Annotated in this window: 23 protein-coding genes; 17 read left to right on the top strand and 6 right to left on the bottom strand. The window is 73.6% G+C overall.

Translation table 11 applies throughout. The features are described 5' to 3' along the window. Nucleotides 1-120: 120 nt before the first annotated feature. Together BOSE127_RS16060 and BOSE127_RS16055 are read left to right on the top strand one after the other, a co-directional pair. Nucleotides 121-4,017: a Pls/PosA family non-ribosomal peptide synthetase gene (locus BOSE127_RS16060; protein WP_159557991.1), complete on the top strand. Its 3,897-nt coding sequence runs from the start codon at nucleotides 121-123 to the stop codon at nucleotides 4,015-4,017. A 14-nt stretch (nucleotides 4,018-4,031) separates the two neighbouring features. Further along, nucleotides 4,032-5,351, top strand: coding sequence for a M1 family metallopeptidase (locus tag BOSE127_RS16055; RefSeq protein ID WP_236559577.1), 1,320 nt, complete (start codon nucleotides 4,032-4,034; stop codon nucleotides 5,349-5,351). Between the two features lie 18 nt (nucleotides 5,352-5,369). Here BOSE127_RS16055 and BOSE127_RS16050 read toward each other — a convergent pair whose 3' ends face one another. Further along, entirely contained in the window at nucleotides 5,370-5,639 is a 270-nt protein-coding gene (locus BOSE127_RS16050) for a helix-turn-helix domain-containing protein (protein ID WP_031259117.1), read from the bottom strand. Between the two features lie 32 nt (nucleotides 5,640-5,671). Here BOSE127_RS16050 and map point away from each other — a divergent pair, with 32 nt between their 5' ends. Next, nucleotides 5,672-6,439: a type I methionyl aminopeptidase gene (gene map, locus BOSE127_RS16045; protein WP_031259118.1), complete on the top strand. Its 768-nt coding sequence runs from the start codon at nucleotides 5,672-5,674 to the stop codon at nucleotides 6,437-6,439. Here the strand turns inward: map and BOSE127_RS16040 are convergent. Beyond that, nucleotides 6,423-6,977, bottom strand: coding sequence for a 4'-phosphopantetheinyl transferase superfamily protein (locus BOSE127_RS16040; protein ID WP_159557987.1), 555 nt, complete (start codon nucleotides 6,975-6,977; stop codon nucleotides 6,423-6,425). The genes map and BOSE127_RS16040 overlap by 17 nt on opposite strands. A gap of 72 nt (nucleotides 6,978-7,049) precedes the next feature. Then, complete coding sequence (locus BOSE127_RS16035) at nucleotides 7,050-7,253, bottom strand: hypothetical protein (protein ID WP_017885770.1); 204 nt, start codon at nucleotides 7,251-7,253, stop codon at nucleotides 7,050-7,052. A 305-nt stretch (nucleotides 7,254-7,558) separates the two neighbouring features. Between BOSE127_RS16035 and BOSE127_RS17455 the strand changes: the two genes are divergently transcribed. From BOSE127_RS17455 to BOSE127_RS16010, 5 genes are all read left to right on the top strand, one after another. Next, complete coding sequence (locus BOSE127_RS17455; RefSeq protein ID WP_201300464.1) at nucleotides 7,559-9,463, top strand: TPM domain-containing protein; 1,905 nt, start codon at nucleotides 7,559-7,561, stop codon at nucleotides 9,461-9,463. Between the two features lie 85 nt (nucleotides 9,464-9,548). Beyond that, entirely contained in the window at nucleotides 9,549-10,274 is a 726-nt protein-coding gene (locus BOSE127_RS16025) for a PspA/IM30 family protein (protein WP_017885772.1), read from the top strand. 44 nt (nucleotides 10,275-10,318) lie between these two features. Continuing rightward, on the top strand, nucleotides 10,319-11,140 hold the full coding sequence (locus BOSE127_RS16020) for an arginase family protein (RefSeq protein ID WP_042539465.1): 822 nt from the start codon (nucleotides 10,319-10,321) through the stop codon (nucleotides 11,138-11,140). Between the two features lie 55 nt (nucleotides 11,141-11,195). Next, nucleotides 11,196-12,599: a dihydrolipoyl dehydrogenase family protein gene (locus BOSE127_RS16015; RefSeq protein ID WP_042539463.1), complete on the top strand. Its 1,404-nt coding sequence runs from the start codon at nucleotides 11,196-11,198 to the stop codon at nucleotides 12,597-12,599. Between the two features lie 2 nt (nucleotides 12,600-12,601). Beyond that, nucleotides 12,602-12,958 carry a Fe-S oxidoreductase gene (locus BOSE127_RS16010; RefSeq protein ID WP_201300463.1) on the top strand — a complete coding sequence of 119 codons (357 nt, stop codon included), beginning with the start codon at nucleotides 12,602-12,604 and terminating at the stop codon, nucleotides 12,956-12,958. An 884-nt stretch (nucleotides 12,959-13,842) separates the two neighbouring features. On the opposite strand, the gene BOSE127_RS16005 is transcribed toward BOSE127_RS16010, so the two are convergent. Then, entirely contained in the window at nucleotides 13,843-14,661 is an 819-nt protein-coding gene (locus BOSE127_RS16005) for an ABC transporter ATP-binding protein (RefSeq protein WP_140448124.1), read from the bottom strand. Next, entirely contained in the window at nucleotides 14,661-15,563 is a 903-nt protein-coding gene (locus BOSE127_RS16000; RefSeq protein WP_236559576.1) for a siderophore-interacting protein, read from the bottom strand. Before BOSE127_RS16000 ends, BOSE127_RS16005 begins: the two co-directional genes overlap by 1 nt. Before the next feature lie 66 nt (nucleotides 15,564-15,629). Here BOSE127_RS16000 and BOSE127_RS15995 point away from each other — a divergent pair, with 66 nt between their 5' ends. The 6 genes from BOSE127_RS15995 to BOSE127_RS15970 all read left to right on the top strand — a co-directional run bounded on the left by BOSE127_RS15995 (nucleotide 15,630) and on the right by BOSE127_RS15970 (nucleotide 21,697). Beyond that, nucleotides 15,630-16,577, top strand: a complete 948-nt coding sequence (locus BOSE127_RS15995) for an alpha/beta fold hydrolase (protein ID WP_017885778.1) — start codon at nucleotides 15,630-15,632, stop codon at nucleotides 16,575-16,577. Between the two features lie 58 nt (nucleotides 16,578-16,635). Beyond that, nucleotides 16,636-18,180 carry an ABC transporter substrate-binding protein gene (locus BOSE127_RS15990; protein ID WP_159557985.1) on the top strand — a complete coding sequence of 515 codons (1,545 nt, stop codon included), beginning with the start codon at nucleotides 16,636-16,638 and terminating at the stop codon, nucleotides 18,178-18,180. Nucleotides 18,181-18,250: 70 nt separating this feature from the next. Then, nucleotides 18,251-19,204 (top strand): ABC transporter permease, encoded by a 954-nt coding sequence (locus BOSE127_RS15985; RefSeq protein WP_159557983.1) that lies wholly within the window; start codon nucleotides 18,251-18,253, stop codon nucleotides 19,202-19,204. Continuing rightward, a complete protein-coding gene (locus tag BOSE127_RS15980; RefSeq protein WP_159557981.1) occupies nucleotides 19,201-20,085 on the top strand; it encodes an ABC transporter permease in 885 nt (294 codons plus the stop codon). The genes BOSE127_RS15985 and BOSE127_RS15980 overlap by 4 nt, the downstream gene beginning before the upstream one ends. Further along, entirely contained in the window at nucleotides 20,082-20,915 is an 834-nt protein-coding gene (locus BOSE127_RS15975; protein ID WP_201300462.1) for an ABC transporter ATP-binding protein, read from the top strand. Before BOSE127_RS15980 ends, BOSE127_RS15975 begins: the two co-directional genes overlap by 4 nt. Beyond that, nucleotides 20,912-21,697: an ABC transporter ATP-binding protein gene (locus BOSE127_RS15970; RefSeq protein WP_159557979.1), complete on the top strand. Its 786-nt coding sequence runs from the start codon at nucleotides 20,912-20,914 to the stop codon at nucleotides 21,695-21,697. The genes BOSE127_RS15975 and BOSE127_RS15970 overlap by 4 nt, the downstream gene beginning before the upstream one ends. A gap of 451 nt (nucleotides 21,698-22,148) precedes the next feature. Here BOSE127_RS15970 and BOSE127_RS15965 read toward each other — a convergent pair whose 3' ends face one another. Continuing rightward, on the bottom strand, nucleotides 22,149-23,594 hold the full coding sequence (locus BOSE127_RS15965; protein WP_159557977.1) for an amidase: 1,446 nt from the start codon (nucleotides 23,592-23,594) through the stop codon (nucleotides 22,149-22,151). Between the two features lie 37 nt (nucleotides 23,595-23,631). On the opposite strand from BOSE127_RS15965, the gene BOSE127_RS15960 reads away from it, so the two are divergent. The 3 genes from BOSE127_RS15960 to BOSE127_RS15950 all read left to right on the top strand — a co-directional run bounded on the left by BOSE127_RS15960 (nucleotide 23,632) and on the right by BOSE127_RS15950 (nucleotide 26,635). Further along, a complete protein-coding gene (locus BOSE127_RS15960; RefSeq protein ID WP_071250963.1) occupies nucleotides 23,632-23,931 on the top strand; it encodes a hypothetical protein in 300 nt (99 codons plus the stop codon). 43 nt (nucleotides 23,932-23,974) lie between these two features. Continuing rightward, on the top strand, nucleotides 23,975-25,648 hold the full coding sequence (locus BOSE127_RS15955) for an ABC-F family ATP-binding cassette domain-containing protein (protein ID WP_159557975.1): 1,674 nt from the start codon (nucleotides 23,975-23,977) through the stop codon (nucleotides 25,646-25,648). Nucleotides 25,649-25,711: 63 nt separating this feature from the next. Beyond that, a complete protein-coding gene (locus BOSE127_RS15950) occupies nucleotides 25,712-26,635 on the top strand; it encodes a L,D-transpeptidase (RefSeq protein ID WP_159557973.1) in 924 nt (307 codons plus the stop codon). Nucleotides 26,636-26,646: the final 11 nt, after the last annotated feature.

The raw sequence follows: 26,646 nt of genomic DNA, 5'->3' as shown, positions 1-26,646 counted from the left end.
GCTCACTCGGCGCGCGACGCCCCGCCCCGCCCCTGCGCTACCCCGTGTTTCCGAGCGGGACACCTCGGTCCCCTAGGATCACGGGCCGGTCGTCCCGCACGCGACCGGGAAGAGGCCTCGATGACCACCGGCACCGGGAACGCGCAGCTCGAACTCGCCCGCGGCGGCGACGCACCCGCCCCACGGACCCTGTTCGACGTCCTTTCGGCGACCGCGGCGACCCATCCGGACGCCACCGCGCTCGAGGACCCCGCCGGCAGCGTCGACTACGCCGCCCTGCTCGACCTGGTGCACGCGCAGGCCGACGACCTCGCACGCCGGGGCGTCCGGCGCGGGGACCGGGTCGGGGTGCGGATCCCCTCCGGCGGGCGCGACCTGTACCTGTCGATCCTCGCCGTGCTGGCCGCCGGAGCCGCCTACGTGCCCGTCGACGCCGACGACCCCGAGGAACGCGCCACCCTGGTGTTCGGCGAAGCCTGTGTCGTCGGGGTGATCGGTGCCGGCGGCGTCCTGCGCGACCGCGACGGCGCCGAACTGCCGGTGACCGACCCTGCGGCGAGCGCCGAGCTCCCCCGCGAGACCGACGACGCGTGGATCATCTTCACGTCCGGGTCGACCGGTGTGCCGAAGGGCGTGGCGGTCACCCACCGCAGTGCTGCGGCGTTCGTGGACGCCGAGGCGCGGATGTTCCTGCAGGCGGCGCCGATCGGTCCGGGTGACCGGGTGCTGGCGGGGCTGAGTGTGGCGTTCGACGCGTCGTGCGAGGAGATGTGGTTGGCGTGGGGGCACGGTGCCGCGTTGGTGCCGGCGCCCCGGTCGCTGGTGCGGACGGGGGTGGACCTGGGGCCGTGGCTCATCGCGCACACGATCACGGTGGTGTCGACGGTGCCGACGCTCGCGGCGTTGTGGCCGGACGATGCGTTGGAGCAGGTGCGGCTGGTGATCTTCGGTGGTGAGGCGTGCCCGCCGGAGCTGGCGGCGCGCATCGCGAGTCGTGACCGTGAGGTGTGGAACACGTACGGGCCGACCGAGGCGACGGTGGTGGCGTGCGGGTCCCTGCTCGACGGGAGCCAGCCGATCCGGATCGGGTTGCCGCTGGACGGGTGGGACCTGGCCGTGGTGGACGGTGCCGGGCAGCGGGTGGAGCCGGGCGGTGTCGGTGAGCTGGTGATCGGTGGGGTCGGGCTGGGGCGGTACCTGGACCCGGCGAAGGACGCGGAGAAGTACGCGCCGTTCCCGGAGCTCGGGTGGGAGCGGGCGTACCGGAGCGGGGACCTGGTGCGGTACGAGCCCGAGGGGCTGGTGTTCCAGGGGCGTGCGGACGACCAGGTGAAGCTCGGCGGTCGGCGGATCGAGCTCGGTGAGATCGATGCGGCGCTGCAGGCCCTGGACGACGTGGCGGGTGGTGCTGCGGTGGTGCAGCGGACCCCGGCGGGGAACCAGGTGCTCGTCGGGTACGTGGCGCCGGTGGCGGGGGCGACGGTGGACGTGGCGGCGGCGAACGCACGGTTGCGCCAGGAGTTGCCGGCGGCGCTGGTGCCGTTGGTGGCGGTGGTGGAGTCGCTGCCGACGCGGACGTCGGGCAAGGTCGACCGTGCGGCGCTGCCGTGGCCGTTGCCGGGGGCGACGGACGCGGCGATGCTGCCGGACACGGTGGCGTGGATCGCCGAGCGGTGGTCGGCGATCCTCGGGGTGCCGGTGGCGAGCGTCGACGACGACTTCTTCGCGCACGGCGGTGGGTCGTTGACGGCGGCGCAGCTGGTGTCGGCCATCCGTGAGCGGTTCCCGACGACGACGGTGGCGGACGTGTACGACCACCCGCGGATCGGGGCGTTGGCGGCGGCGCTGGACGAGTCCGGGCCGGTCGAGGCATCGTCGCGCGACGTGGCGCCGGTCCCCCCGGCGACAGGGCTGCTGATGACGCTGCTCGGGCTGCCGGTGCAGGTGCTCCGCGGGCTGCGGGTGCTGACCTGGACGGCCCTGGTGGCTGCGGTGCTGCACGCGACGACGTTGCCGTTCCTGCCGGTGCTGCCCTGGCCGGTGCTGGTGCTGATGCTCCTGGTGTTCGTGACGCCGATCGGCAAGATGGCGCTGACGGTGGTGCTGGCGCGGCTGCTGCTCGCCGGGGTCGGTCCGGGCTCGTACCCCCGAGGGGGTTCGGTGCACCTGCGGGTGTGGTTGGCCGAGCGCATCGCCGAGGCGGTGGACGGCCCGTCGACCGCGGGTGCCCCGTGGATCAGCTACTACGCGCGGGCGCTCGGTGCGCGGATCGGGCGGGACGTCGACCTGCACACGCTGCCGCCGGTGACCGGGATGCTGACGATCGGCAAGCGCGCGTCGATCGAACCCGAGGTCGACCTTGCCGGGCACTGGCTCGACGGCGACGTGTTCCACCTGGGGCACGTCCGCATCGACGACGACGCGGTGGTGCGGAGCCGGACGACGCTGCTGCCGGGGGCGCACGTCGGCGCGGGTGCCGAGGTGACGGCGGGTTCCGCCGTGGGCGGTCCGGTGCCGGCGGGCGAACGCTGGGCGGGGGCGCCGGCGGAACGCGTCGGGTCGGCTCGCGGCGACCGGGAGGCCCGCCCTGCGGTCCGTCGCCGCTGGCTGCTCGCGTACGGGGCCGGGTCCCTGGCGGTGGCCGGGTTGCCGGTGGTCGGTGTCGCGGTCGGTCTGCTGGTCGCCCTGGCCCTGGTGGGGCGGGCGTCGGCCCTGGGCGACGCGGTGCTCCGCGCGCTGGTGACGGTCCCCCTGGCGACGGTCGTCGCCGGTGCGGTGTACGCGCTGCTGGTGGTGGTCGCGGTGCGGTTGCTCGGCGTCGGCCTGCACGAGGGGCGGCACCCGGTGCGCTCCCGGATCGGCTGGCAGGTGTGGTCGACCGAGCGGGTGCTCGACGCGGCGCGGACCCTGCTGTTCCCGCTGTACGCCTCGCTCGTGACGCCGGTGTGGTTGCGCCTGCTCGGCGCCCGGGTCGGTCGGGACACCGAGATCTCCACGGTGCTGCTCATCCCGGCGCTGACGCAGATCGCGTCGGGGGCGTTCCTGGCCGACGACACCATGGTGGCCACCTACGAACTCGGCGGCGGTCGGGTGCGGATCGGTCGGTCGAAGGTCGGCCGTCGGGCGTTCCTCGGCAACAGCGGGATGACGGGCGCCGGACGCTCGGTGCCGCGCGAGGCCCTGGTGGCGGTGCTGTCCGCCGTGCCGAAGAAGGCCAAGCGCGGGTCGTCGTGGCTCGGGTCGCCCCCGGTGCGGCTGCGGCGTGCGGCGACGGAGTTCGACGAGGCGCGCACGTTCCGTCCGTCCCGGCGGCTGAAGGTCGCCCGCGGCTGCTGGGAGCTGCTGCGCCTGGTCGCCCCGATGGTGTCCGCCGCGATCGCGCTCGGCGTGGCCGGCACACTGCTGGCGCTGTGGTCGGCCGTCGGGATCGGGTGGACGGTGCTGCTCGCCGGTCCGGTGCTCATCGCCGCCGGTGCCGTCGCCGCCGTGGTGTCGACGATCGCGAAGTGGGCGTTCGTCGGCCGGATCACCGCCCGGGAGCACCCGCTGTGGTCGTCGTTCGTGTGGCGCAACGAGGTGCAGGACACCTTCGTCGAGACCGTCGCCCGGCCGTGGTTCGCCGAGCAGGCCACCGGCACCCCTGCTCTGGCCGTCTGGTTGCGGAGCCTCGGCGCGACGATCGGGCGCGGGACCTGGCTCGAGACGTACTGGCTGCCCGAGGCCGACCTGGTCACGATCGGGTCCGGGGCGTCGGTGGCGCGGGGCACGGTCGTGCAGACGCACCTGTTCCACGACCGCGTGATGCAGCTCGACACCGTCCGGCTCGACGCTGGCGCCACGCTCGGGCCGCACAGCGTGGTCCTGCCGGCGGCCGGCATCGGTGCCGGGGCGACCGTCGGACCGTCCTCGCTCGTGATGCGCGGTGAGCAGGTGCCGCCGGGGTCCCGCTGGGCCGGCAACCCGATCGCTCCGTGGACAGCGGTACCGCCCTCGGTGACAGCCCCACCGGCACCATGAGGTTGACTGTCCCCGTGCCCACCGATCCCGCTGCAGACCCCTACACCCCGCACAGCGGCGACCGACGGTGGAGTGCGGAGCACTACGAGCTCCGGCTCGACTACCGCGTCGCCACCAACCGCCTGGACGGCACCGCGACGATCACCGCGCGCGCCCTCGAACCGCTCGACAAGGTCGTCATCGACCTGCACGGGCTCACGGTCGACCGTGTCGACGTCGACGGCCGACGCGCCAAGAAGGTGTCGACCGCCACGCACAAGGTGACCGTCACCCCGGCCGAACCGATCGCCGCCGACACCGTGTTCAGCGTGCACCTGCGGTACCGGGGCACCCCGCACCCCGTGCGCAGCGCATGGGGGCAGCTCGGGTGGGAGGAACTCTCCGACGGTGTGATCGTCGCCGCGCAGCCCACCGGGGCGCCGTCGTGGTTCCCGTGCAACGACCGCCCCGACGACAAGGCCACCTACCGCATCGAGATCGCTGCCGAGGCGGCGTACGACGTCCTGGCGAACGGCGAGCTGCTCGCCAAGGAACGTGACCGCGTCGGCACCCGCTGGACCTACGCCACCACCGAGCCGATGGCGACGTACCTGGCGACCGTGCAGATCGGCCGCTACCGCACCACGAAGCTGCGCACGAGCGGCGTCCCCGTGACACTGCACCACCCCGCCGACCTCGCCGCCGCCGCGAAGACCGACTTCGGCCAGGTGCCGGAGATGCTCGCGCTGTTCGGTGACCGGTTCGGCCAATACCCGTTCGCGGCGTACGCCGTCGTGGTGACCGACGACGACCTCGAGATCCCGCTCGAGGCCCACGGCCTGGCGGTGTTCGGCCGGAACCACGTCGACGGCGAGCACGGCACCGACCGTCTCATCGCCCACGAGCTCGCCCACCAGTGGTTCGGCAACTCCGTGACCGTCACCCGCTGGCAGGACATCTGGCTGCACGAGGGGTTCGCCTGCTACGCCGAGTGGCTGTGGTCCGAGGACCGCGGCGACGACACCGCCGACGTGTTGGCCGAGCGGTACCGGCACGGACTGCTCGAGCAGCCGGAGGACCTGGTCGTCGGTGACCCGGGCGCGAAGGACATGTTCGACGACCGCGTCTACAAGCGCGGCGCCCTCGCCCTGCACGCCGTCCGCCGCACGTTCGGCGACGACGCCTTCTTCACCGGGCTGCGGAGCATCACCGAGCGGCACCGGCACGGATCCGTCACCGTGCAGGCCGTGCTCAGCGCCTTCGCGGACGCCGCCGGTCGCTCCGTCGCGGACGTCCACGCGGTGACCGGGCCCTGGGTCGACGAGGTGTCCGTGCCGGCGCTGCCCGCTGGCTAGCAGGCTTCGCCGCGTCGACTATCCCGCCAGCTCGCCGTCGACCGGGTCGCAGCTGACCTCGGACCACACCGCGTCGAGCGACAGCCCGACCACACCGGCGACCGACGCGATCGTCGAGAACGCCGGCGTCGCGATGCGCCCGGTCTCGATCTTCCGGAGTGTCTCCGGCGAGATCCCCGCAGCCAGGGCGGTGTCCACGATCGACCGCGGACCCCGGGCACGACGGAGCAGCGCACCGAGGCGACGACCGCGCGCGACCTCGTCGGGGCGGAGTGGGAGACGGACCATGACCACATAGTAATACCGGTATGATCATCCGCGTGATCGAGATCCTGACCCCCGCCGAGGTCGACAAGGGCCGCGCCACCGGAGCCCTCGTCGGCACGATCCTGCAGACCCTGCGCGAACGCACCCGCGTCGGCACGAACCTGCTCGAGATCGACCGGTGGGCGAAGGAGATGATCGAGGCCGCCGGCGCCGACTCCTGCTACGTCGACTACGCCCCCTCGTTCGGCCGCGGCCCCTTCGGCCACCACATCTGCACCGCCGTGAACGACGCCGTCCTGCACGGGCTGCCCCACGACCAGGCGCTGCGCGACGGCGACCTGCTGACCCTCGACCTCGCGGTCTCCCTCGACGGCATCGCCGCCGACGCCGCGATCAGCTTCGTCGTCGGCACCGCACGCCCCGAGGACACCGCACTCATCGACGCCACCGAGCGGGCGCTGGCCGCGGGCATCGCCGCCGCCGGACCCGGGGCACGCATCGGCGACCTGTCGCACGCGATCGGCACCGTGCTCGAAGCCGCGGGCTACCCGGTGAACGTCGAGTTCGGCGGACACGGCATCGGCTCCACCATGCACCAGGACCCGCACGTGTCGAACACCGGCCGCCCGGGCCGCGGCTACACGCTCCGACCGGGGCTCCTGCTCGCGCTCGAACCGTGGGTGATGGCGGACACCGACGTCCTGGTCACCGACCCCGACGGCTGGACCCTGCGGAGTGCCACCGGAGCGCGGACCGCCCACACGGAACACACCATCGCGATCACCGAGGACGGCGCCGAGGTGCTCACGCTCCCCCGCTGACCGTCCCGACCACGTCGACGGGCAGGCCACCCGCAGCGACGACGAGCACCACGTCCGGCGCGGGGAACAGCACGGTGAGCGGTTGTCCGACACCCTCGAAGCGGGCCGTGCCGCCGACCACGTCGACGTCCACCGCGAGCGGGTCGACGCGCAGCCCACGTCCGTCGCGTTTCAGCACGGCCTCCTTGGCCGCCCACGCGGCAGCGAGGAGCGCCGGGTCCCCGTCGGCCCGGAACAGTTCCCCCGGCGTGAAGGCGTCGAGCGGCGCGGCGGCGACCCGGGACACCCGTTCGACGTCGACACCGAGTGCCGCCGGTCCGACCGCGAGGGCGACGACGCCCGGTGCGCGCGACAGGCTCACGCCGACCGGGACGCCCGCGGCACTCGCCCACGGACGGCCGTGGTCGGCCTCCGCGCAGTGCGGGCACAAGCGCCCCGCGCGCACCGCGACCGGCTCGGCACCCGTCGCCGACGCGACGGCGGCGACCAGTGCCTCCCGGTCGTCCGCGCGCGCAGCGCCCGGTGTCCGGATGGTCACCGTGACGGCCTGGAGGCGCGGCTCACCGACCCGGGCAGCGCCCGTCGGTCGTGTGGCCCGGCCCAGAGCGGATCAGGCGTGCGTCAGCGCGATGAGCGCGACGTTCATGGTGCTGTACTGACCCTCGGAGCGGGTCGCCTGGCGAACCCGTCCGCGCAGGACCTCGTAGCGGCCGTCGTGCTCGCGCACGAAACCGATCACGCCCGTCGCCGGAGTCGACACCCGGTGGTAGCCGTCCTCGAGCGGGACGACCTCGGTGCTCGTGGTGCGTTCCATCGTTCTTCCCCTTCCGTTCATCCTCGAACAGTGGCGCCAGCATACCCCGGTACGGGGGACAAGACGTCCACAGGAAGCACCCTCCGGAGCGTTCCCCCAGAGTCTGGCGGTGCCCCTGCGTGGCCTGGATAGACTCCGGGCGACAGCGCCCTCGCGGCGCGGTCCGGGGCGGTGCCACGGGGTACCGACCGGCGACGGACGGAGGACGGATGCGAGCGGTCCAGCACGGATCGGACACGGACGGATCGAGCGGGCACAGGGGGACAACGCGGCTGTGGAGCCGTGTGACGGCTGCCCTCGTCGCGATGCTGATCGTCCTGGCTCCGGCAGCGACCGCCCACGCCACGGCGCCCGTCGACCTGGGCGGGACGTACGTCCTCGACGAGGCCGACGCGCTGACCGCACCACAGCAGGCGCGGGTCGAACAGGCCGTGCAAGACCTGTACGCCGAGACGCAGACGCAGCTGTACGTCGTGTTCGTGCCCTCCTTCTCCGATCCAACCGACCACACCGAGTGGGGTCGGGCGGTGCTCGAGAAGAACCAGATCGACAGCGACGGCATCCTGCTCTCGGTCGCGGTCACCGAGCGCAACTACGACGTGCAGCAGACGAACGAGACCGCGATCTCAGAGTCCGACGTGCAGAACGCCGTCGACGATTCGCTGCTGCCCCGGCTCAAGCAGGATGACTGGTCCGGCGCCGCCGTGGCCTTCGCCGACGGGCTGACCCAGTCGCAGGCCCCGGTCGACCTCACCTGGCTGTGGATCCTGCTGCTCGTCGTGGTCGTCGGACTCGTCGTCGTGGTCCTGGTCATCCGGACCCGCAACAAGCGCCGCACCGCAGCAGCCACCGAGGCACAGGAAGCCTCGCTCGCCGACCTCGAACGCACCGCCGGCGGCGCCCTGGTCACCATCGACGACGAACTCCGCACCGCCGAGCAAGAGGTCGGGTTCGCGAGCGCGCAGTTCGGCCCCGACGCCGCCAAGCCCTTCGCCGACGCCGTGCAGGCCGCCCAGCGCGAGGTCCGCAAGGCCTTCACGATCCGGCAGCAGCTCGACGACGAGATCCCCGACACCCCCCAGCAGCGCGCCGAGTGGGCGAACCAGATCATCGTCATCTGCGAACGGGCGCACGCCGCGATCGAGGAGCAGACCGAGGCGTTCGACCAGCTCCGCTCACTCGAGGACGGCGTCGAGGACGCCGCCGCATCGCTCGCCCAGGCCGTGGCCGCCGCACCGGCCTCGGTGGGGTCGGCAGCCGCCGCACTCGACCGCGTCCGCGCCCGCTACACCGGCCGCACCCTCGCAACCGTGGCGAACAACGTCGACCAGGCCCACCAGGTGCTCGCCTTCGCGACCGAACGCTCGAACGCGGCCACCGCCTCGATCGCCGCCGGCGACAAGGGCGAGGCTGTCGTCGCCGTGCGCGACGCCCAGCACGCCCTCGCCCAGGTGCAGCAGCTCACCGACGGCGCACTCGCCGCCGAGCAGTCCTTCGACGAGGCCACCGCCCGCGCCGCGGCGATGCGCATCGACATCCAGGGCGACGTCGCCGCCGCCCGCAGCCTGCGCTCCGGCGGTCCGGACCTCGCCGCAGCGGTCACCCGCGCCGAAGCCGTGCTCCGCCAGGGGCTCGACCCGAAGGACCCGGTCGCCGCCGTCGACGCGCTGACCCGGGCGAACACCGAGATCGACCAGGCCATCGCCGCGGCACGGGGTGCCGAGGAACAGCGCCAGCGCGCCACCCAGGCACTCGACGCCGCCCTGCGCGACGCCCGGAACCGGATCAGCCAGGCCCGCGACTACGTCTCCCTGCACCGCGGCGGCATCGGCCCGACCGCCCGGACGCGACTGTCCGAGGCCCAGCGTGCCTACGACGACGCCGTCGAACTCGCCCCGAGCAACCCCGGCCAGGCGCTGAACGCCGCCCGCGCGGCCGAGCAGTACGCCGCAGCCGCGATGGACGCCGCGAACGACGACCTGGGCGGCTGGGGCGGCGGTCAGGGCGGAGGCGGTGGCGGCGCCCAGCTCGGCGGACTCGTCACCGGACTCGTCCTCGGCGGCCTGCTCGGCGGTCGCGGTGGCAGCTACGGCGGCGGTTCCTTCGGGGGCGGCGGCTTCGGTGGCGGCGGCGGCTTCAGCGGCGGTGGCGGCTTCGGCGGAGGTGGCGGTGGCGGGGGCGGCGGCTTCTCCGGCGGTGGCCGCTTCTGACCCGACGGACTCCCCCGGCACCCAGAACCAGACACGACCCGACCCGACAACACCGTCCACAGGACTTCCACGAAAGGGAACAGCAATGGCCAAGCAGACCATCTTCGGACGCATCTCCACCCTCGTGCGCGCGAACATCAACCAGATCATCGACGACGCCGAGGACCCGCAGAAGATGCTGGACCAGCTCGTCCGCGACTACACGAACAACATCGCCGACGCGAAGACCGCGATCGCGCAGACCATCGGCAACGTCCGCCTGCTCGAGCAGGACCACGAGGAGGACAAGAAGGCCGCGGTCGAGTGGGGCCAGAAGGCCGCCAACGCCTCCACCGCAGCCGACAAGTACCGCTCCGAGGGCAAGTCGGCCGAGGCCGACAAGTTCGACAACCTCGCCAAGATCGCGATCGGCAAGCAGATCGCCGCTGAGCAGGAGGTCAAGGACGCCGAGCCGAACCTGGCGTCGCAGAACGAGGCGGTCGAGAAGCTCAAGACCGGTCTCGCCGGCATGGAGCAGAAGCTCGAGCAGCTCCGCGCGAAGCGGGACAACCTCGTCGCCCGCTCGAAGACCGCCGAGGCCCAGTCCCGCGTCAACGACGCCCTCGGCAACATCGACGTGCTCGACCCGACGAGCGACCTCGGCCGCTTCGAGGAGAAGGTCCGCCGCGAAGAGGCGAAGGTGCTCGGCCAGCAGGAGCTGCAGTCGTCGAGCCTCGACGCCCAGTTCGAGAGCCTCGAGGACGTCGGCAAGGACGCCGAGGTCGAGGCACGGCTCGCCGCGCTGAAGTCCGGCGGATCCTCGAGCATCTGACGAACACCCTGACGACGCCGGACCCCAGCTGACAGACTGAGACGATGCACTTCCTCGTGGTCGGTCAGTGGCAGGGTTCGGCGTCGTCGCGCGCGATGCGCCTGGGTGACGGCGCGTCGGCGATCGCAGCCGACCTCCCCCGGGCGTCCACCACCGTGGTCGATGTCCCGGCCGGCGCCGGAGACCGCCTCGAGACCGCGGTCGCCCGTTACACCTCGGTGCTCGCCGTCGCCGAACGCGTCGCGGAGGAGACCGCCGTCGCCACCGAACCGGTGCTCGTCGTCGGCGGTGACGGCGCCAGTGTCCTCGGCGCGACCGCCGCCCTTCTGCCGGACACCGCGTTCGTCCGGATCTCCGGCTCCAGCGGGTACCGCGCGCTCAACCGTGCCCAGCCCGTCGCCGCCGAGACCGCCGCCCTGCGTCTGCTGGTCGACCGCCCCGACGACCTGTTCCCCGGCCTGCCGGCGGTGCCGGCGTCCTCGGTCGTCGTCGCCGGGGTCCGCGGGGTCGAGGACGCCGAGCGCGCCGCCCTCGACAAGGCCGGGATCGTGCACCTCGACGTCGACGCCGCCACCCCGGACGCCCTCGCCGCAGCGGTCGAGCGCACCGGTGCGTCGTCCGTGTTCGTGCACGTCGACCTCGACGTCCTCGACCCGTCCGAGGTCGACGGACTGCTCGAACCCGTGCCGTTCGGCCTCGACGGCGCAGCGCTCGTCGAGCGCATCCAGGCCGCGACGCGCGGCCGGCGCCTCGCCGGCGCCGCGCTCACCGGGTTCGCCCCCGTCGACCCGGGCCGTGCAGTGGACGACCTCGGCGTGATCCTGCGCGTCGTCGGCGCGGTGACCAGCGCCTCCCGGGTGGGTTGACCACGCACCCCGCGCGCCCGGCGCACCCCATGCCGGTCCGCGTACGCTCGGCCGCATGACGGACTACGACCTCATCGTGATCGGCGCCGGCGCAGTCGGCGAGAACGTGGCGGACTACGCCAGGAAGCGCGACCTGTCGGTCGCCATCGTGGAGGCCGAGCTCGTCGGCGGCGAATGCTCGTACTGGGCGTGCATGCCCTCGAAGGCACTCCTGCGCAGCGGACACGCCCTCGCCGCGGCCAAGCGGCTCGACGGTGCGAAGCAGGCCGTGACCGGCACGCTCGACGCCGCCCACGTGCTGGCCCGCCGCAACTCGTTCACCTCGGACTGGAAGGACGACAGCCAGGTCTCGTGGCTCGAGTCCGCCGGCATCGACCTGATCCGCGGGCACGCCCGCATCACCGGACCGAAGACCATCGACGTCGACGGCGAGACGCACACCGCCCGTGCTGCCGTCGCGGTCGTCACCGGTTCCCTGCACACGCTGCCCCCGGTGCCCGGTCTCGCCGACGCGAAGCCGTGGGGCACCCGCGAGGGCACCAGCGCCCAGCAGGTCCCCGAGAGCCTGCTCGTCATCGGCGGCGGCGTCTCCGGCTCCGAACTCGCCACCGCGTGGGCCTCGCTCGGCGCGAAGGTCACCCTCGTCGCCCGGCACGGCCTGCTCGGCGGCATGGAGCCCTTCGCCGGGGAACTCGTCGCCGACTCCCTGGGCGAACTCGGTGTCGACGTCCGCACCGGCGTCAACCCGGTCCGCGTCGACCGTGACGAGCACGGCCTCGTCACGACGGAACTCGACGACGGCACCACGGTCATCACGAGCGAGGTGCTCGCCGCCACCGGCCGCGCCGCCCACACACGCGACCTCGGGCTCGAGACGGTCGGCCTGACCGCCGGAGACTGGCTCGACGTCGACGACACGATGCTCGTGCACGGCACCGACTGGCTGTACGCCGTCGGCGACGTCAACCACCGCGTCCTGCTCACCCACCAAGGCAAGTACCAGGCCCGCGCCGCTGGCGAGGCGATCGCCGCCCGGTACCAGGGCACGCCGCTGCACACCGAGCCGTGGGGTGCGCACGTCGCCACCGCCGACCACGCCGCCGCGCCGCAGGTCACCTTCACCGACCCCGAGGTCGCGAGCGTCGGCCTGACCGAGGCGAAGGCCCGTGAGCAGGGGATGAACGTCCGCGCCGTCGAGTACGACCTCGGTGCGATCGCCGGGTCCTCGCTGCAGGCCGACGGCTACACGGGCCGCGCGAAGATGGTCGTCGACGAGGACCGCCGGGTCGTCGTGGGCGTCACGTTCGTCGGCCAGGACGTCGCCGAGATGCTGCACGGCGCCACCGTCGCCGTCGTGGGCGAGGTCCCGATCGACCGCCTGTGGCACGCGGTGCCCGCCTACCCCACCATGAACGAGGTCTGGCTGCGCCTGCTCGAGACCTACGGCCGCCCGGCCTGAGCGTGCGCAACCCGCTGCTCGACTCCCCCGTCTCCCTGGCGGGGTGGGCGTTCGCGACGGCCGTCGGGCTCGCCGTGGGCGTCCCGCTGTCGACCGGGCGGATCCGGGTGGTCGACGGGCTCGTGGTCTGCACGGGGCTGCCGCGCTGGGTGTTCCGTCGAGGCGGCACCTGCGTCGGCTCGGTGTACCTGACCCGCGACAACGACGGCCCGCGTGTGCTCCGGCACGAGCGGGTGCACGTCGAGCAGTGGCGGCGGTACGGCATGCTCATGCCGCTGCTCTACGCCGTCGCCGGCCGGGATCCGCTGCGGAACCGCTTCGAGGTCGAGGCCGGCCTGGAGGACGGCGGGTACCGCTGACGGGTGCGGGTGCGCGAACTTGTGGCCGCGACGTCCGTCGGGCGGCAGTTCGTGCGGCCTCGCTGAGCCGGCCGGCCGGGGCCCGGTCGGTCACAACACCCCGCAGGGCGCGCGGCGAGCGGTCGCAGACCGTCGCCTGCGGCGCCGCCAGCCGACGGTTCGTGACCACACGACGTGCAGCCCACGACGAGTCGTGACCACTCGGCGGCAGGCGGGCTCCAGGCGACGAAACGCGACCAGCCGACGGCCTGGAGGCGCGTGGCGGCGCCGCCACGCGCCTCCCGGCCACCGCGCCCCACCCCACTGCACCCGGTCGCGGGTCGCAACAACCCGCCAGGCGCGCAGCGAGCGGTCGCAGACCGTCGCCTGCGGCGCCGCCAGCCGACGGTTCCTGACCACTCGCGCGCTGGCCCACGACGTGTCGTGACCACTCGGCGGCGGGAGGGCTAGGCGACGAAACGCGACCAGCCGACGGCCTGGAGGCGCGTGCCGGCGCCGCCACGGGCCTCCCGGCCACCGCGCCCCACCCCACTGCACCCGCGCACCGGTCGCAACACCCCGCGAGGCGCGCGGCGAGCGGTCGCAGACCGTCGCCCGCGGCGCCGCCAGCCGACGGTTCGTGACCACACGACGTGCGACCCACGACGGTTCGTGACCACTCGGCGGCGGGCCGGCCTGGCGACGAAACGCGACCAGCCGACGGCCTGGAGGCGCGTGGCGGCGCCGGGACAGGGCCACGGCAGGTCGCAACACCTCGTCGGGCGCGCGCCGCGCGGTCGCAGACCGTCGCCTGCGGCGCCGCCAGCCGACGGTTCGTGACCACTCGCGCGCCGGCCCACGACGAGTCGTGACCAGCCCCACCCAGCCGCCGCCGCAGCCGCGCGTCAGGCCGCGGGCCGCCGCGGCACCACGAGCGGCGTGCCGGTCTCGGGGTCGGGGACGACGACGCACGGCAGACCGAAGACGTCCTCGACGAGGTCCGCGGTGAGCACCGACGACGGCTCCCCCGAGGCGACGATCGCACCGTCGCGCATCGCGATGACGTGGGTGGCGTAGCGGGCAGCCTGGTTCAGGTCGTGCAGCACCGCGACGACTGTGCGGCCGGCGGCGTGCAGCGTCGAGGCGAGTTCGAGCACGTCGTATTGGTGCGCGATGTCGAGGAACGTCGTCGGCTCGTCGAGCAGCACGATGTCGGTCTGCTGCGCGAGCACCATCGCGATCCACACCCGCTGCCGCTGGCCGCCGGAGAGTTCGTCGACACTGCGGTCGGCGAGTTCCACCGTCGACGTCTGCTCCAGTGCGGCCTGCACGGCCTGCCGGTCGGACCCGGACGACGGGTGCAGCAGGTCCTGGTGCGGGAACCGGCCCCGGGACACGAGGTCGCGCACGGTGATGCCGTCGGGGGCGATCGGGGTCTGCGGGAGCATCCCGACCCGGCGGGCGACGGCCTTCGGGCGGTACGAGTCGATCGGCGCACCGTCGAGGAACACCGTGCCGGCACGGGGCTTCAGGGTACGGGCGAAGGACTTCAGCAGCGTCGACTTGCCGCAGGCGTTCGGGCCGACGATGACCGTCAGCTCACCGTCGGGGATGTCGACGTCGAGCGTGTCCACCACGACCCGGTCGTCGTACGCCAGGGTCAACCCGCGGGCGCCCAGCGCGGTGGTCGGGACCGGGCCGTGCGCGGTGCCCGCGGTCGGCATCAGTGCTCGGCCTTGCCGTGCCGCCAGTAGCCCATGAACGCGACCTGCTTGCGGTCGATGCCGACGCCGCGCACCAGGTGGCGGCGGAGTTCCTTCACGCAGCCGGCCTCGCCCGCGATCCACGCGTACACGGGACGCTCGTCGACCGCGGCGGGGACGTCCCACAGCACCTGCTCGTCGACGTCGACGTCGGTGAGCTCGGCGGCCGGCTCGCACGCGGCGGCACCGGCTGGTGCGACGGTTGAGGCCCAGGCGTGCACCTGGTCGGTCATCCGGACGCCGTGCGTGGCGCCGTTGCGGGCGATCCAGCGGACCTCGACCCCGGCGGGCGCGCTGACGGGCAGCCGGTCGGCGTCGGTGGGCACCTCGATGAAGACGTGGCCGACGGTCGAGACGTCGAGGGCTTCGAGGATGGCGCAGATCGCGGGTGCGGCGGTCTCGTCCCCGGCGAGCAGGATCCGGTTCGCGTGCCCGGGAGCGAACTCGGCGGCACCGGTCGGCAGGTCCTCCGGCGACTCGGGCACGCGCGGCCCGACGATGCGCAGCTCGTCACCGACGCGGCACGCCGAAACCCAGCGCGACGCCGGACCGGTGTCGCCGTGCGCGACGAAGTCGATGTCGAGCTCGCGGGCGTCCGGCCGGAACGAACGGACCGTGTACGTGCGGAGCGGGTTCCGGGTCTCGTCCGGCAGCGCGCGCCAGGCGGCGTACCAGTCCTCGTCCTCGGGCAGTTCGGAGAAGCCGATGCCGGGCAGGGGCAGCACGATCTTGATCCGCTGGTCGAGACCGACTGAGGAGAAGTCGGCGAGCGCGTCGCCCGTCAGTGTCACCCGGACGAAGTTCGGGGTGAGCGACGTCACGGCGGCCACACGGACGGAGAAGACGCGATACCGGGTTGCCACGGAACCGAGTATGGCATGCCTTACCTAACGTCTCCAGGCCCCCGGAACGGTGCGAGGATCGTCCCCGTGTCCGAAGCCCCCGACGACGAATTCGCCGACCTGCCCGCCCTCGCCAGCGCGAGCGGCGTGACCACGCCGCTCCGCGCCTCCAGGCAGGTGGTCCGCACCGCGGACGGTCAGGAGATCTCCGCGATCCGGTGGGGCGACGTCGGCCAGGAGGCCCGGATCACCTACCTGCACGGGCTCGGCATCGACGCCCACAGCTTCGACACCACGGCACTCGCCGTGGGCGAGCCGGCGGTCGCCCTCGACCTGCCCGGCCACGGTCGGTCGTCGTGGCGGGAGGACGCGGACTACGCGGCCGCCGCGACCGCGCCGAGCGTGCTCGCCGCGCTCGACGCACTGGCGGTGCCGCCGGGGGTCGTCGTCGGGCACTCGCTCGGCGCCATCCTGTCGGCTCGGCTCGCGGCCACCGCGCCGGAGCGGGTCACCGGACTCGTGCTCGTCGACATGTCGCCGGACTTCGCGCAGCGTGCGGTCGACCGGATCGCCCGTGCGCTCGAGGCCGAGGAGCCGTTCGAGTCCCTCGAGCAGGTCGTCGACCGGGCGATCGAGGCTCGGGTCGGTGACGACCGGCAGGTACTGCTGCGCGAGGCCCGGCACACGACGGCCCTCGGTGCGGACGGACGGCTCGTGCGCCGGCACCACTTCCCGCACCTGCCCGCCGGCCGGACGTCGTCGGTGGGGCGCTTCGCCGACGCGTGGCCGGACCTCGAGGCCCTGCGCGTGCCGATCCTGCTCGTCCGGGGCGACCGCGGGTACGTCTCCCCGAAGCTGCACGCCGGGTTCGCCGAGCGTCTGCCGGACGCCGAGATCGTGACGGTGACCTCGCGGCACGCGGTGCAGAACCAGGCGCCCCTCGAACTGGCGTCGGCGATCCGGGCATGGGCGGGGCGGCACGGATTGTTGCACCCGATCGAAGAACCGTCGCCGGACGGCCCCGGCCGCCGGTAGCCTCGTGCGAGCGCGAGGCCCGATCCCGCCCTCGCGCCCGGAAGGAACCCACCACCCCATGAGTCCGCTCCTGCTCCGTCGTCCTGAACGCTCCTCGCGCACCGGGCGCGCTGTCGTCGCCGCCACCGCGGTCGCCGTCGTCGCAGCCCTCGCGCTGACCGGCTGCTCCGGCTCGTCCGACACCACCGGCGGCAAGGACGCCACGGTCCGTGTCGGGCTCGTGCTCGAGCCGACGAGTCTCGACATCCGCACCCAGTCCGGGGCGGCGCTCGACCAGGTGCTCATCGACAACGTGTACCAGGGGCTCGTCGGCCGGACCGCCCAGGGCGACGTCCGCGACGTGCTGGCCTCGGCGCACCAGGTGTCCGACGACGGCCTGACGTACACGTTCACGCTGCGGGACGGCACGACGTTCCAGGACGGCAAGCCGGTCACCGCGGCCGACGTCGTGTGGTCGCTCGAGCAGGTCAAGTCGAACGACTCGTACGTCGACTCGGCCAAGCTCGCGGGCGTCACGTCGATCACCTCGCCGTCCGCGGACTCCGTCGTGCTGCAACTCGCCAAGCCCGACTCCGACCTGCTCTGGAACCTGACCGGTCGCGCCGGCCTGGTGCTCGAGAAGGCCGCGGACAACGACCTGTCCGACAGTGCGAACGGCACCGGTCCGTTCGAGGTGGCGGACTGGAAGCAGGGCGACTCGCTCACCTTCGACCGCAACGAGGACTACTGGGGCACGAAGGCGAAGGTCGCGAAGATCGTCTTCCGGTACATCACCGACCCGTCGACCGCCGTCAACGCGATGGCGAACGGTGACCTCGACGTCCTGAACCCGGTCGACGGCACCCTGAAGAGCCAGCTGCAGGGCAACGGCGACATCACGCTGCACAGCGGCAAGACGACCGACAAGTACACGCTGGCGTTCAACGACCGCAAGGAACCCTTCACCGACAAGCGCGTGCGCCAGGCGATCCGGCAGGCGATCGACGCGAAGGCGCTCATCAAGGCGATCGGCGGCACCGGCGTGGAGCAGGGCGGCCCGATCCCGGAGCTCGACCCCGGCTACGAGGACCTGACCGACATCGACGCGTACGACCCCGCGAACGCGAAGAAGCTCCTCGCCGCCGCCGGGCAGCAGGACCTGAAGCTGACGCTCACCTACGCGAACATCTACCCGACCACCATCGGCGACGTGCTGAAGTCCCAGCTCGCCGACGTCGGGATCACCCTGACCGTCAAGCGCGTCGACTTCGCCACCTGGCTGTCCTCGGTGTTCCAGGCGCCGAAGTCCGGCGAGCGGGACTTCGACCTGTCGATGGTCGACCACGTCGAGGCGCGTGACTTCGGCAACTGGGCGAACCCGGACTACTACTTCGGCTACGACAACCCGAAGGTGCAGGCGCTGTACGCCCGGTCGATCGCGGCGACCGACGAGGCCACCAAGACCGAGGCACTGCGGAAGGCCGCACGCATCGTCAGCGAGGACGCGGCCGGCGAGTGGCTCTACACGGCGACCGAGATCACCGCGGTGCGCTCCGGCGTGACGGGCTTCCCGGTCGACGGCGGCAACTCGCGCCTCGACCTGTCGAAGCTCGCGGTCAAGTGAGGCGGAGCCACACCACGCCCCGGAGCGGCCGCGTGCCCGGGGCGCACTCCATCCCCGTAGCATCGGTGTCGTGACCCGGTTCCTCATCGGGCGGGCGCTCCTGCTCGTCGTCGGCCTGCTCGTGGCGAGCGTCATCATCTTCGCCACGCTCCGCGTGCTGCCCGGTGACGTCGCCCAGGTCGTCGCCGGCACGCAGTCGACCCCGGCGCAGGTGGAGCAGCTCCGCCAGCAGCTCGGACTCGACCGGCCCGTCGTGGTGCAGTACCTCGACTGGATCGGCGGGGTGTTCCGCGGCGACCTGGGCCGTTCCCTGGTGACGAACGGTGCCGTCGCTCCGGAGATCGCGCAGAAGCTCGCGATCACCCTGCCGCTCGCCGCGATGTCGCTGGTGACCGCCCTGGTGATCGGCGTGCCGCTCGGGGTCGTCGCCGCGGTGCTCCGTCGCCGCCCAGGAGGCGCCGTCATCGGGTTCGTCGCACAGGCCGTCGCCGCCGTGCCCGTCGTGTGGGCCGGCATGCTCCTGGTCGCGCTGTTCGCCGTGACGCTGCACTGGCTGCCGACGCAGGGCTTCCCACTGGACGGCTGGTCGGAACCCGGGCGGGCGTTCGCGTCGCTCGTGCTGCCCGCGCTGACCATCGGTGCTGTCGAGGGGGCCGTGATCCTGCGGTTCGCCCGCTCCGCCACGCTCTCCGTCCTCGACGCCGACCACCTGCGCACCGCGGCCGCGATCGGCCTCACCCGCACGCAGGCCCTGCTCCGTCACGGGCTGCCGAGCGTCGCCCTGACGGTGCTCGCCGTCCTCGGGGTGCAGATCGCCGGGCTCCTCGTCGGGGCCGTCGTCGTCGAGCAGCTGTTCTCGCTGCCCGGGGTCGGTCGGATGCTCGTGACCGACGTCGGCCGCCGTGACATCACCAAGGTGCAGTCCGAACTGCTCGTGCTCACGGGGCTCGTGCTGCTCGTCGGGTTCGCCGTCGACGTCGTGCACCGCACCCTCGACCCCCGACAGCGCGAGGTGCAGGGATGATCCGCCGCCTGGTGTCCCGACCGACCGGGGTCTTCGCCGTCGTCGTGCTCGGCCTGCTGGTCGTGCTCGCCGCCGTGTCGCTCGTCTGGACGCCGCAGGACCCGTTCCGCGCCGACCCGTTCCACCAGTGGGAGGGACCGAGCGCCGCGCACTGGTTCGGCACCGATGCCGCCGGCCGCGACATCGCCAGCTACCTGCTCGCCGGCACCCGCACCACCGTGCTCGTCGCCGTCGGCTCCGGCGTGATCGCGAGCGTCGTCGGCATCGTCCTCACCGCGATCGGTTCGCTCACCGCCCGCTGGGTGCGCGAGGGCACCGCGGTCCTGCTCGACATCCTGGTGGCGTTCCCGACCCTGCTCACCGCGATGCTCCTGACCGCGGTGTTCGGCGGGTCGCTCGGCGTGGTGATCGTCAGCGTCGGGCTGTCCTTCGGCGTCACGATCGCCCGCGTTGCCCGCGGCGAGATCCGGCGGATCGCCCGGAGCGACTACGTCACCGCGGCGCGGGCATCGGGCGTCGGCGGTGCCGGGGTGCTGTTCCGCCACCTGGTGCCGAACGCGGCGCCGCTGTTCACCGTGCAGCTGTCGCTCGCGATGGCCACGGCCGTGCTCGCAGAGGCCGGGCTGTCCTACCTGGGCTACGGCGCAGGGTCCGACACCGCGTCGTGGGGCAGCCTGCTGTCCGACCTGCAGACCTACATCGGGGTCCACCCGTGGAGTGCGACCTGGCCGGGCGCCGCCATCGCCCTCGTCGTCGCGGCACTCTCGCTGCTCGGCGACGCGGTGCGCGACGCCTCCGACCCGCGGCTGACGACGAGCGACCGCAGCACCGACGGCCGTCGCAGCGATCCGGCGACGACCACCCCGGGGGTGACCGCATGACCGCCGACGCACGCGACGGATCCGGCCCCACCGGCCCAGCCGGCACCGACGCGACCACCGCAGCCTCCGGGCTCGAGGTGCGCGGGTTGTCGGTCCGCATCACGGGGCGGACGATCCTCGACGACGTCAGCTTCACCGTGCCTCCCGGCCAGCGCGTCGGCGTGATCGGCGCGAGCGGATCCGGCAAGTCGATGACCTCGCTCGCCCTGATGGGCCTTGCGCCCACCGGCGCCGTCGTGACCGGCAGCGTCCGCCTGGACGGCACCGAACTCGTCGGCCTGCCCGACCGCGAGCGCGCGCGACACCGCGGATCGGGCATCGCGATGGTGTTCCAGGAGCCGGGCACCGCGCTCGACCCGTTGCGACGGGTCGGCGGGCAGATCGCCGAGCCGCTGCGCCTGCACCGCGGGCTCGACCGTCGCGCGGCCCGCGCGGCGGCCGTCGACCTGGCGGCGTCCGTGGGCCTGCCCGACCCGGAATCGCTGCTGCGGCAGTACCCGCACCAGCTGTCCGGCGGGCAGCGGCAGCGGATCTGCATCGCGATGGCGATGGCGGGCGAGCCGTCGTACCTGGTGGCCGACGAACCGACCACGGCGCTCGACGTCACGACCGAGGCACGCATCCTCGACCTGTTCGAGCACCTGCCCGCGGGCATGGTGTTCGACACCCACGACCTCGCCGTGCTCGCGCGCATCGCCGACACCGCCGTGGTGCTCGACGCCGGCCGGGTGGTCGAGCAGGGCCGGGTCGCGGACCTGCTCGCCGCGCCGCAGCACCCCGCAACGGTCGCGCTCGTCGACGCCGCACGTGCCACCGCCAGGACCCCGTGACCCTCCCCGCCCTGGAGGCCACCGGTCTCCACCGCACCTACCGCCTCCCCCGCCGCGGCCCGTTCGAGCCCGGCCCGGTCCGCACCGCCGTCGACGGCGTCGACCTGACGGTCGCCCCCGGCGCACGGCTCGGCATCGTCGGCGAATCGGGATCCGGCAAGTCCACGCTGGTCCGGTTGCTCGCCGGCCTGGAGGGCCCTTCCGCCGGCACCGTCGCCGCCTCCGGTCGTCCGGTGGTCGCGTCCCGGTCCGCGCGCGCCTTGCGCTGGTTCCGTCGCGAGACCGGCGTGGTGTTCCAGGACCCGTACGCGTCCCTCGACCCGCGGATGCGCGTCGGCGCGATCGTCGCCGAGCCGCTGCGGGCACTGCAGGTCCCGGGGTCGCACGACGAGCTCGTGCGTGCCGTGCTGGAGCGCGTCGACCTGCCCGCGGACACGGTCGACCGGTACCCACACGAGTTCTCCGGCGGGCAGCGGCAGCGGATCGCGATCGCCCGGGCCGTGGTGCACTCGCCCCGGATCCTGTTCGGCGACGAGCCGATGAGCGCCCTCGACGTGGTCGTCCGTGCCCGGGTGATCGAGCTGTTCCGATCGCTCGCCGACGACCTCGGGCTGACGCTCGTGCTGGTGTCGCACGACATCGGCGTCGTGCAGCGGCTGTGCGACACGGTCGCGGTGATGTCGGACGGCAGGGTCGTCGAGCACGGGCCGGTTTCGCTCCTCGATGCGCCGCAGCACCCGGTGACGCGGGCGTTGGTGGCGGCGGCGCCGACGCTGCCGTAGGCGGGCGGCGCCGGGCGGGCGGCGCACCGTGCGTGCCCCGCCACTCCGTGCGGGCTTGCCCGCACGGAGCCGGCCTACAAGGCCGCACCGAACAAGCAACACCGCACCACATGCACGAAACCGCACCGTGCGCCAGCCAGGAGGCACGGCACCGGCCCGCCCCGCACCTCCCGACCAGACGCACACGAGCCCACCGCACCGTGCACGCCCCGCCACTCCGTGCGAGCTTGCCCGCACGGAGCCGGCCTACAAGGCCGCACCGAACAAGCAACGCCGCACCACATGCACGAAACCGCACCGTGCACTCCCCGCCAACCCGGGCGGGCTTGCCCGCACGCGGCCGGCCTACAAGGCCGCACCGAACGTGCAACGCCGCACCAGCCTGACAACGCCGCACGGTGCGCCGCTCGCCCCGCGCCCCGCGCGCCCCCGGAGCCGCCCGGGCCTGGCGTCAGGCGGTCCAGGCGGCCGGGTGCCGCCGCTGCCAGCGCAACCGGCGCTCGAGCTGCGCGCCGATCGCGAGCAGGACGCGCTCCCCGCCGGGGCGTCCGATCAGCTGCACGCCCATCGGCAGCCCGCCCCCGTCGGGGTGGTCGTCGTCGGTCACGCCGACCGGCAACGTGATCGCGGGGAGCCCGGACACGTTCGCCATCGACGTCCACGGCGAGTAGGCGCACTGGCGGCGGAAGTCCTCGTCCGGGTCGTCGCCGTACCAGCCGAGGGGCCGCGGCGTCATCGCGAGGGTCGGCGTGAGCACCGCGTCGAACCGGTCGAACGCGCCGATGAGCGTCGTCGAGAAGGCGTCGAGCGTCGTCATCGCGTCGAGGACCTGCGTGGCGGACAGCGCCTGCCCGCGCGCGACGAGCCAACCCACGAGCGGGGTCAGCGCCGACAGGTCGATGCCGGGCACCAGCGGCAGGCGGGCAGCCGAGCTCTCCCACGCCACCCGGAACGCGTCGGCGTAGGGCACGCGGGGCATCCGGACGTCCTCGACGCCGTGCCCGACCTCGCCGAGCACCCGCACGGCCGTCTCCACGGCGGCACGGGCAGCGGGATCGACGACCACGTCGACGGTGTCGTCCCACGGCGAACCGTCGAGCACCCCGACGACGAACCGGCCCTCGCCGCGGACGGCGGCCGCGGTGAACGGCCCCTCGCCGACGTCGGGGGCGACGAGGGCGTACGGCGACGGCTCCGGCAGCCCGGTCGGCGCGACCAGCGCGTCGAGGAGCATGCCCGCGTCGGCGACGGAGCGGGTGAGCGGTCCGGCGACCGACAGGCCGCCGACGCCGGAGCGGCCGGGCATGGACGGCACACGACCGCGGCTCGGCTTCAGCCCGACGAGTCCGGTCGCCGCCGCGGGGATCCGCACCGACCCGCCGCCGTCCGAACCGATCGCGGCCGGCAGCAGCCCGGCGGCGACGGCGACGGCCGCACCGCTCGACGACCCGCCCGGCGCCCGCGTGGTGTCGTAGGGGTTCCGGGTCACGCCGACCCGGGTCTCGGACGACGAGGACATGCCGAACTCCGGTGACGCCGTCTTGCCGAGGCTGACCGTGCCGGCCGCGTCGAGCGCGGCGACGAGCGGGTGGTCGGCCGCGGCGGGCCGCTCCGGCAGGCTCGCGGTTCCGTTCCGCGTGGGGACGCCGGCACGGTCGTACAGGTCCTTGTCGGCGGACGGGAGGCCCCACAGCGGTCTCGACGTCGGCACCAGGTGGCCGAGGCGGTCGGCTCGGGCCCGGGCCGCGTCCGCGGTGACCGTCACGAAGGCGCCGAGTCCGGCGTCCAGGCGTTCCACGCGGGCCAGGTAGTGCTCGGTGACCTCGAGGGCGGTCGCCTCCCCTCGACGGATCCAGTCCCAGAGTTCCTGTGCGGAGAGGTGGTGGAGTTCGAACACGGCTCCGAGCCTAGGCGGCGGCCCGTATCCTTCGACGGTGGACACGACTCTCCCCTCCGGCACGACGAAGCGCCGGATCGAACTGCGGCTCGTGAAGCCCCTGTTCGTCTGGTTCGCCCGGCCGACCGTCACCGTCGACGGGGTGGGGCACCCGGCGCAGTGGGGCACCGGCACGTGGGCGGTGCCGGACGACGGCGACACGGTGATCGGCGTGTACCTGTTCAACCGCGCGTGGCGGTTCGGGGCGGCTTCGGTGCCGGTGGGTGGTTCGAACGCGCTCGAGTACCGGGGCGGGCTGCTGCCGATCGGTGCGGGCCGGTTGACGCCGCGGGGCTGAGGGTCGCGCCGGTGGTGCCGCTCCCGCGTGGCACGATGGGCGCATGACCGCCACGCTCGTCGCCAAGGGCCTGTCCGGCGGGTACGCCGCTCGCACGCTGTTCGACTCCCTCGACCTGACGGTGGCGCCGGGCGACGTGATCGGGGTCGTCGGCGTGAACGGTGCCGGCAAGTCCACGCTGCTCCGGCTGCTGGCCGGGGTCGACGAGCCGCTGGCCGGCACGGTCTCCCTGGCGCCGACGGACGCGTTCGTGGGGTGGCTCCCCCAGGAGCACGAGCGCATCGCGGGCGAGACCGTCGCGGCGTACCTCGGGCGCCGGACCGGCTGCACCGAGGCGACGGTGACTATGGACGCAGCGGCGGCGGCCCTCGGGGACCCCGACGCCGGCGACGCAGCGGCCGACCGGTACTCGGCGGCGCTCGACCGCTGGCTCGCCGCGGGGGCCGCCGACCTGGAGGACCGGATCCCGGCGGTGCTCGCCGACCTCGGCCTCGAGCCCGGTACCGGCGACTCCGCTGCGGACGGCGTCGGCCCGGACTCCCTGATGACCGCGCTGTCCGGTGGGCAGGTCGCCCGCGTCGGGCTCGCCGCGCTGCTGCTGTCACGGTTCGACATCGTCCTGCTCGACGAGCCGACCAACGACCTCGACCTGGACGGCCTCGACCGACTCGAGGCGTTCGTGCGCGGGCTGCGCGGCGGGGTGGTGCTCGTCAGCCACGACCGTGAGTTCCTGGCGCGCTCGGTGACCTCGGTGCTCGAGCTCGACCTGGCGCAGTCGTCGAACCGGCTGTTCGGTGGCGGGTACGACTCGTTCCTCGAGGAGCGCGAGATCGCCCGGCAGCACAAGCGGGACGCGTACGACGAGTTCGCGTCGACGAAGGCCGACCTGGTCTCGCGGGCTCGGACGCAGCGCGAGTGGTCGAGCCAGGGTGTCCGGAACGCCATGAAGAAGAGCCCGGACAACGACAAGATCCGCCGCCGTGCCGCCTCGGAGTCGAGCGAGAAGCAGGCGCAGAAGGTCCGGCAGATGGAGTCCCGCATCGCCCGGCTCGACGAGGTCGAGGAGCCGCGAAAGGAGTGGCAGCTCGAGTTCACGATCGGCAGCGCACCCCGGTCGTCGGCCGTCGTGGCGACGCTGTCGAACGCCACGTTCACCCAGGGCGACTTCACCCTCGGCCCGGTCTCACTGCAGGTCGACGGCGGTGACCGGATCGGCATCACCGGTCCGAACGGCGCCGGCAAGTCCACCCTGCTGCGGGCGCTGCTCGGCAAGCAGGCGCCGACGACGGGCACGGCCTCGCTCGGCTCGAGCGTCGCGGTCGGCGAGGTCGACCAGGCGCGTGCGGCGTTCACCGGCGACCAGCCCCTGGCGGCGGCGTTCGAGGCGATCGTCCCCGAGTACACGACGGCCGACGTCCGGACGCTGCTCGCGAAGTTCGGGCTCAAGGCGGACCACGTCGGCCGACCGGCCTCGGCGCTCTCCCCCGGCGAGCGCACCCGGGCCGGGCTCGCACTGCTGCAGGCCCGCGGGGTGAACGTGCTCGTGCTCGACGAGCCGACCAACCACCTGGACCTCACTGCGATCGAGCAGCTCGAGCAGGCGCTGGAGTCCTACGACGGGACCCTGCTGCTCGTCACACACGACCGGCGCATGCTGGAAACCGTCCGACTCGACCGGCAGTGGCGGGTCGAGGGCGGCACCGTCACCGAACGCTGACGGATCCACCGAACGCTGACGGATCGACCGAACGCTGACGGATCGACCGAGGGGGGAAGCACCATGCGACGCAACACCTGGATCGCGACGACCGCCGGGGTGGTGGTGCTCGCCGTCGCCGCCGTCGTGGTGGGGGTGAGCGTCGGGTCGCCCGAGCCCGAGCCCGAGCCGGAGTCGACCCGCGCGGCACGGGCGACGACGACACCGACCCCGAGCGCCACGCGGACGCCGACGCTCGCGGCCGTCCCCGCCGCACCGTCCGACGCGACCCTGGCCGCGCTGCCGCTGGCGTTCCACGACGCGGTCGTCCCGCAGTTGCTCGACGGTTCGGACGTGGAGCCGGAGGACACCTGGCAGATCGCGACCCCGCGCACGCCGCTCGTCGCCCTGTACGCGAGCCCGTCGAGCCGCGCCCGGCCGGTGGCGACCCTGTCCCACCTGGTGTCGACGATCAACCGGCCCGCGGCGACGGCGGTCTGGGGTCGTTCCCCCGGCAAGGACGGCGGGATGCTCCTGGTGTCGACGCCGTCCCGCAACCGCACCCCCGGTGACGGCGGCGACCCGGACGCCCCGAGCGCGACGTTCGCCTGGGCCCGGGCCGCCGACTTCACGGTGGTGCGCACCGACCGGATGATCACCGTCGACGTCGCCGCCAGCACCGTGTCCGTCGTCACCCGGTCGGGCAAGGTCACCGCGACCGAGGCGGCCCGGCTCGGCACACCGGAGGACCCCACACCGGCCGACACCGCCACCTACGTCGAGGCCGCGTACGTCGACACCCGCGTCGCGTACACGCAGGGCAACCCGATCATCCTGACCGGGGCGCACTCGTCCCGGATCCCGTCCTACGGCGGCAACGCTGCGCTGACCGCACTGCACTACTACCCGGACCCGACCGGCAGCTCGCACGGCTGCGTGCGGATCTCGGCGGAGATGACCCGCACCCTGGCGGCACTGCCCGTCGGGACGCCGATCCGGTTCAGCTGAGCACCGGCACC

Source organism: Curtobacterium sp. 8I-2, from assembly GCF_902506155.1.
GTDB lineage: Bacteria > Actinomycetota > Actinomycetes > Actinomycetales > Microbacteriaceae > Curtobacterium > Curtobacterium poinsettiae.
Note: the sequence above shows the minus strand (reverse complement) of the source record. Positions and strands in the feature narration are given on the sequence as shown.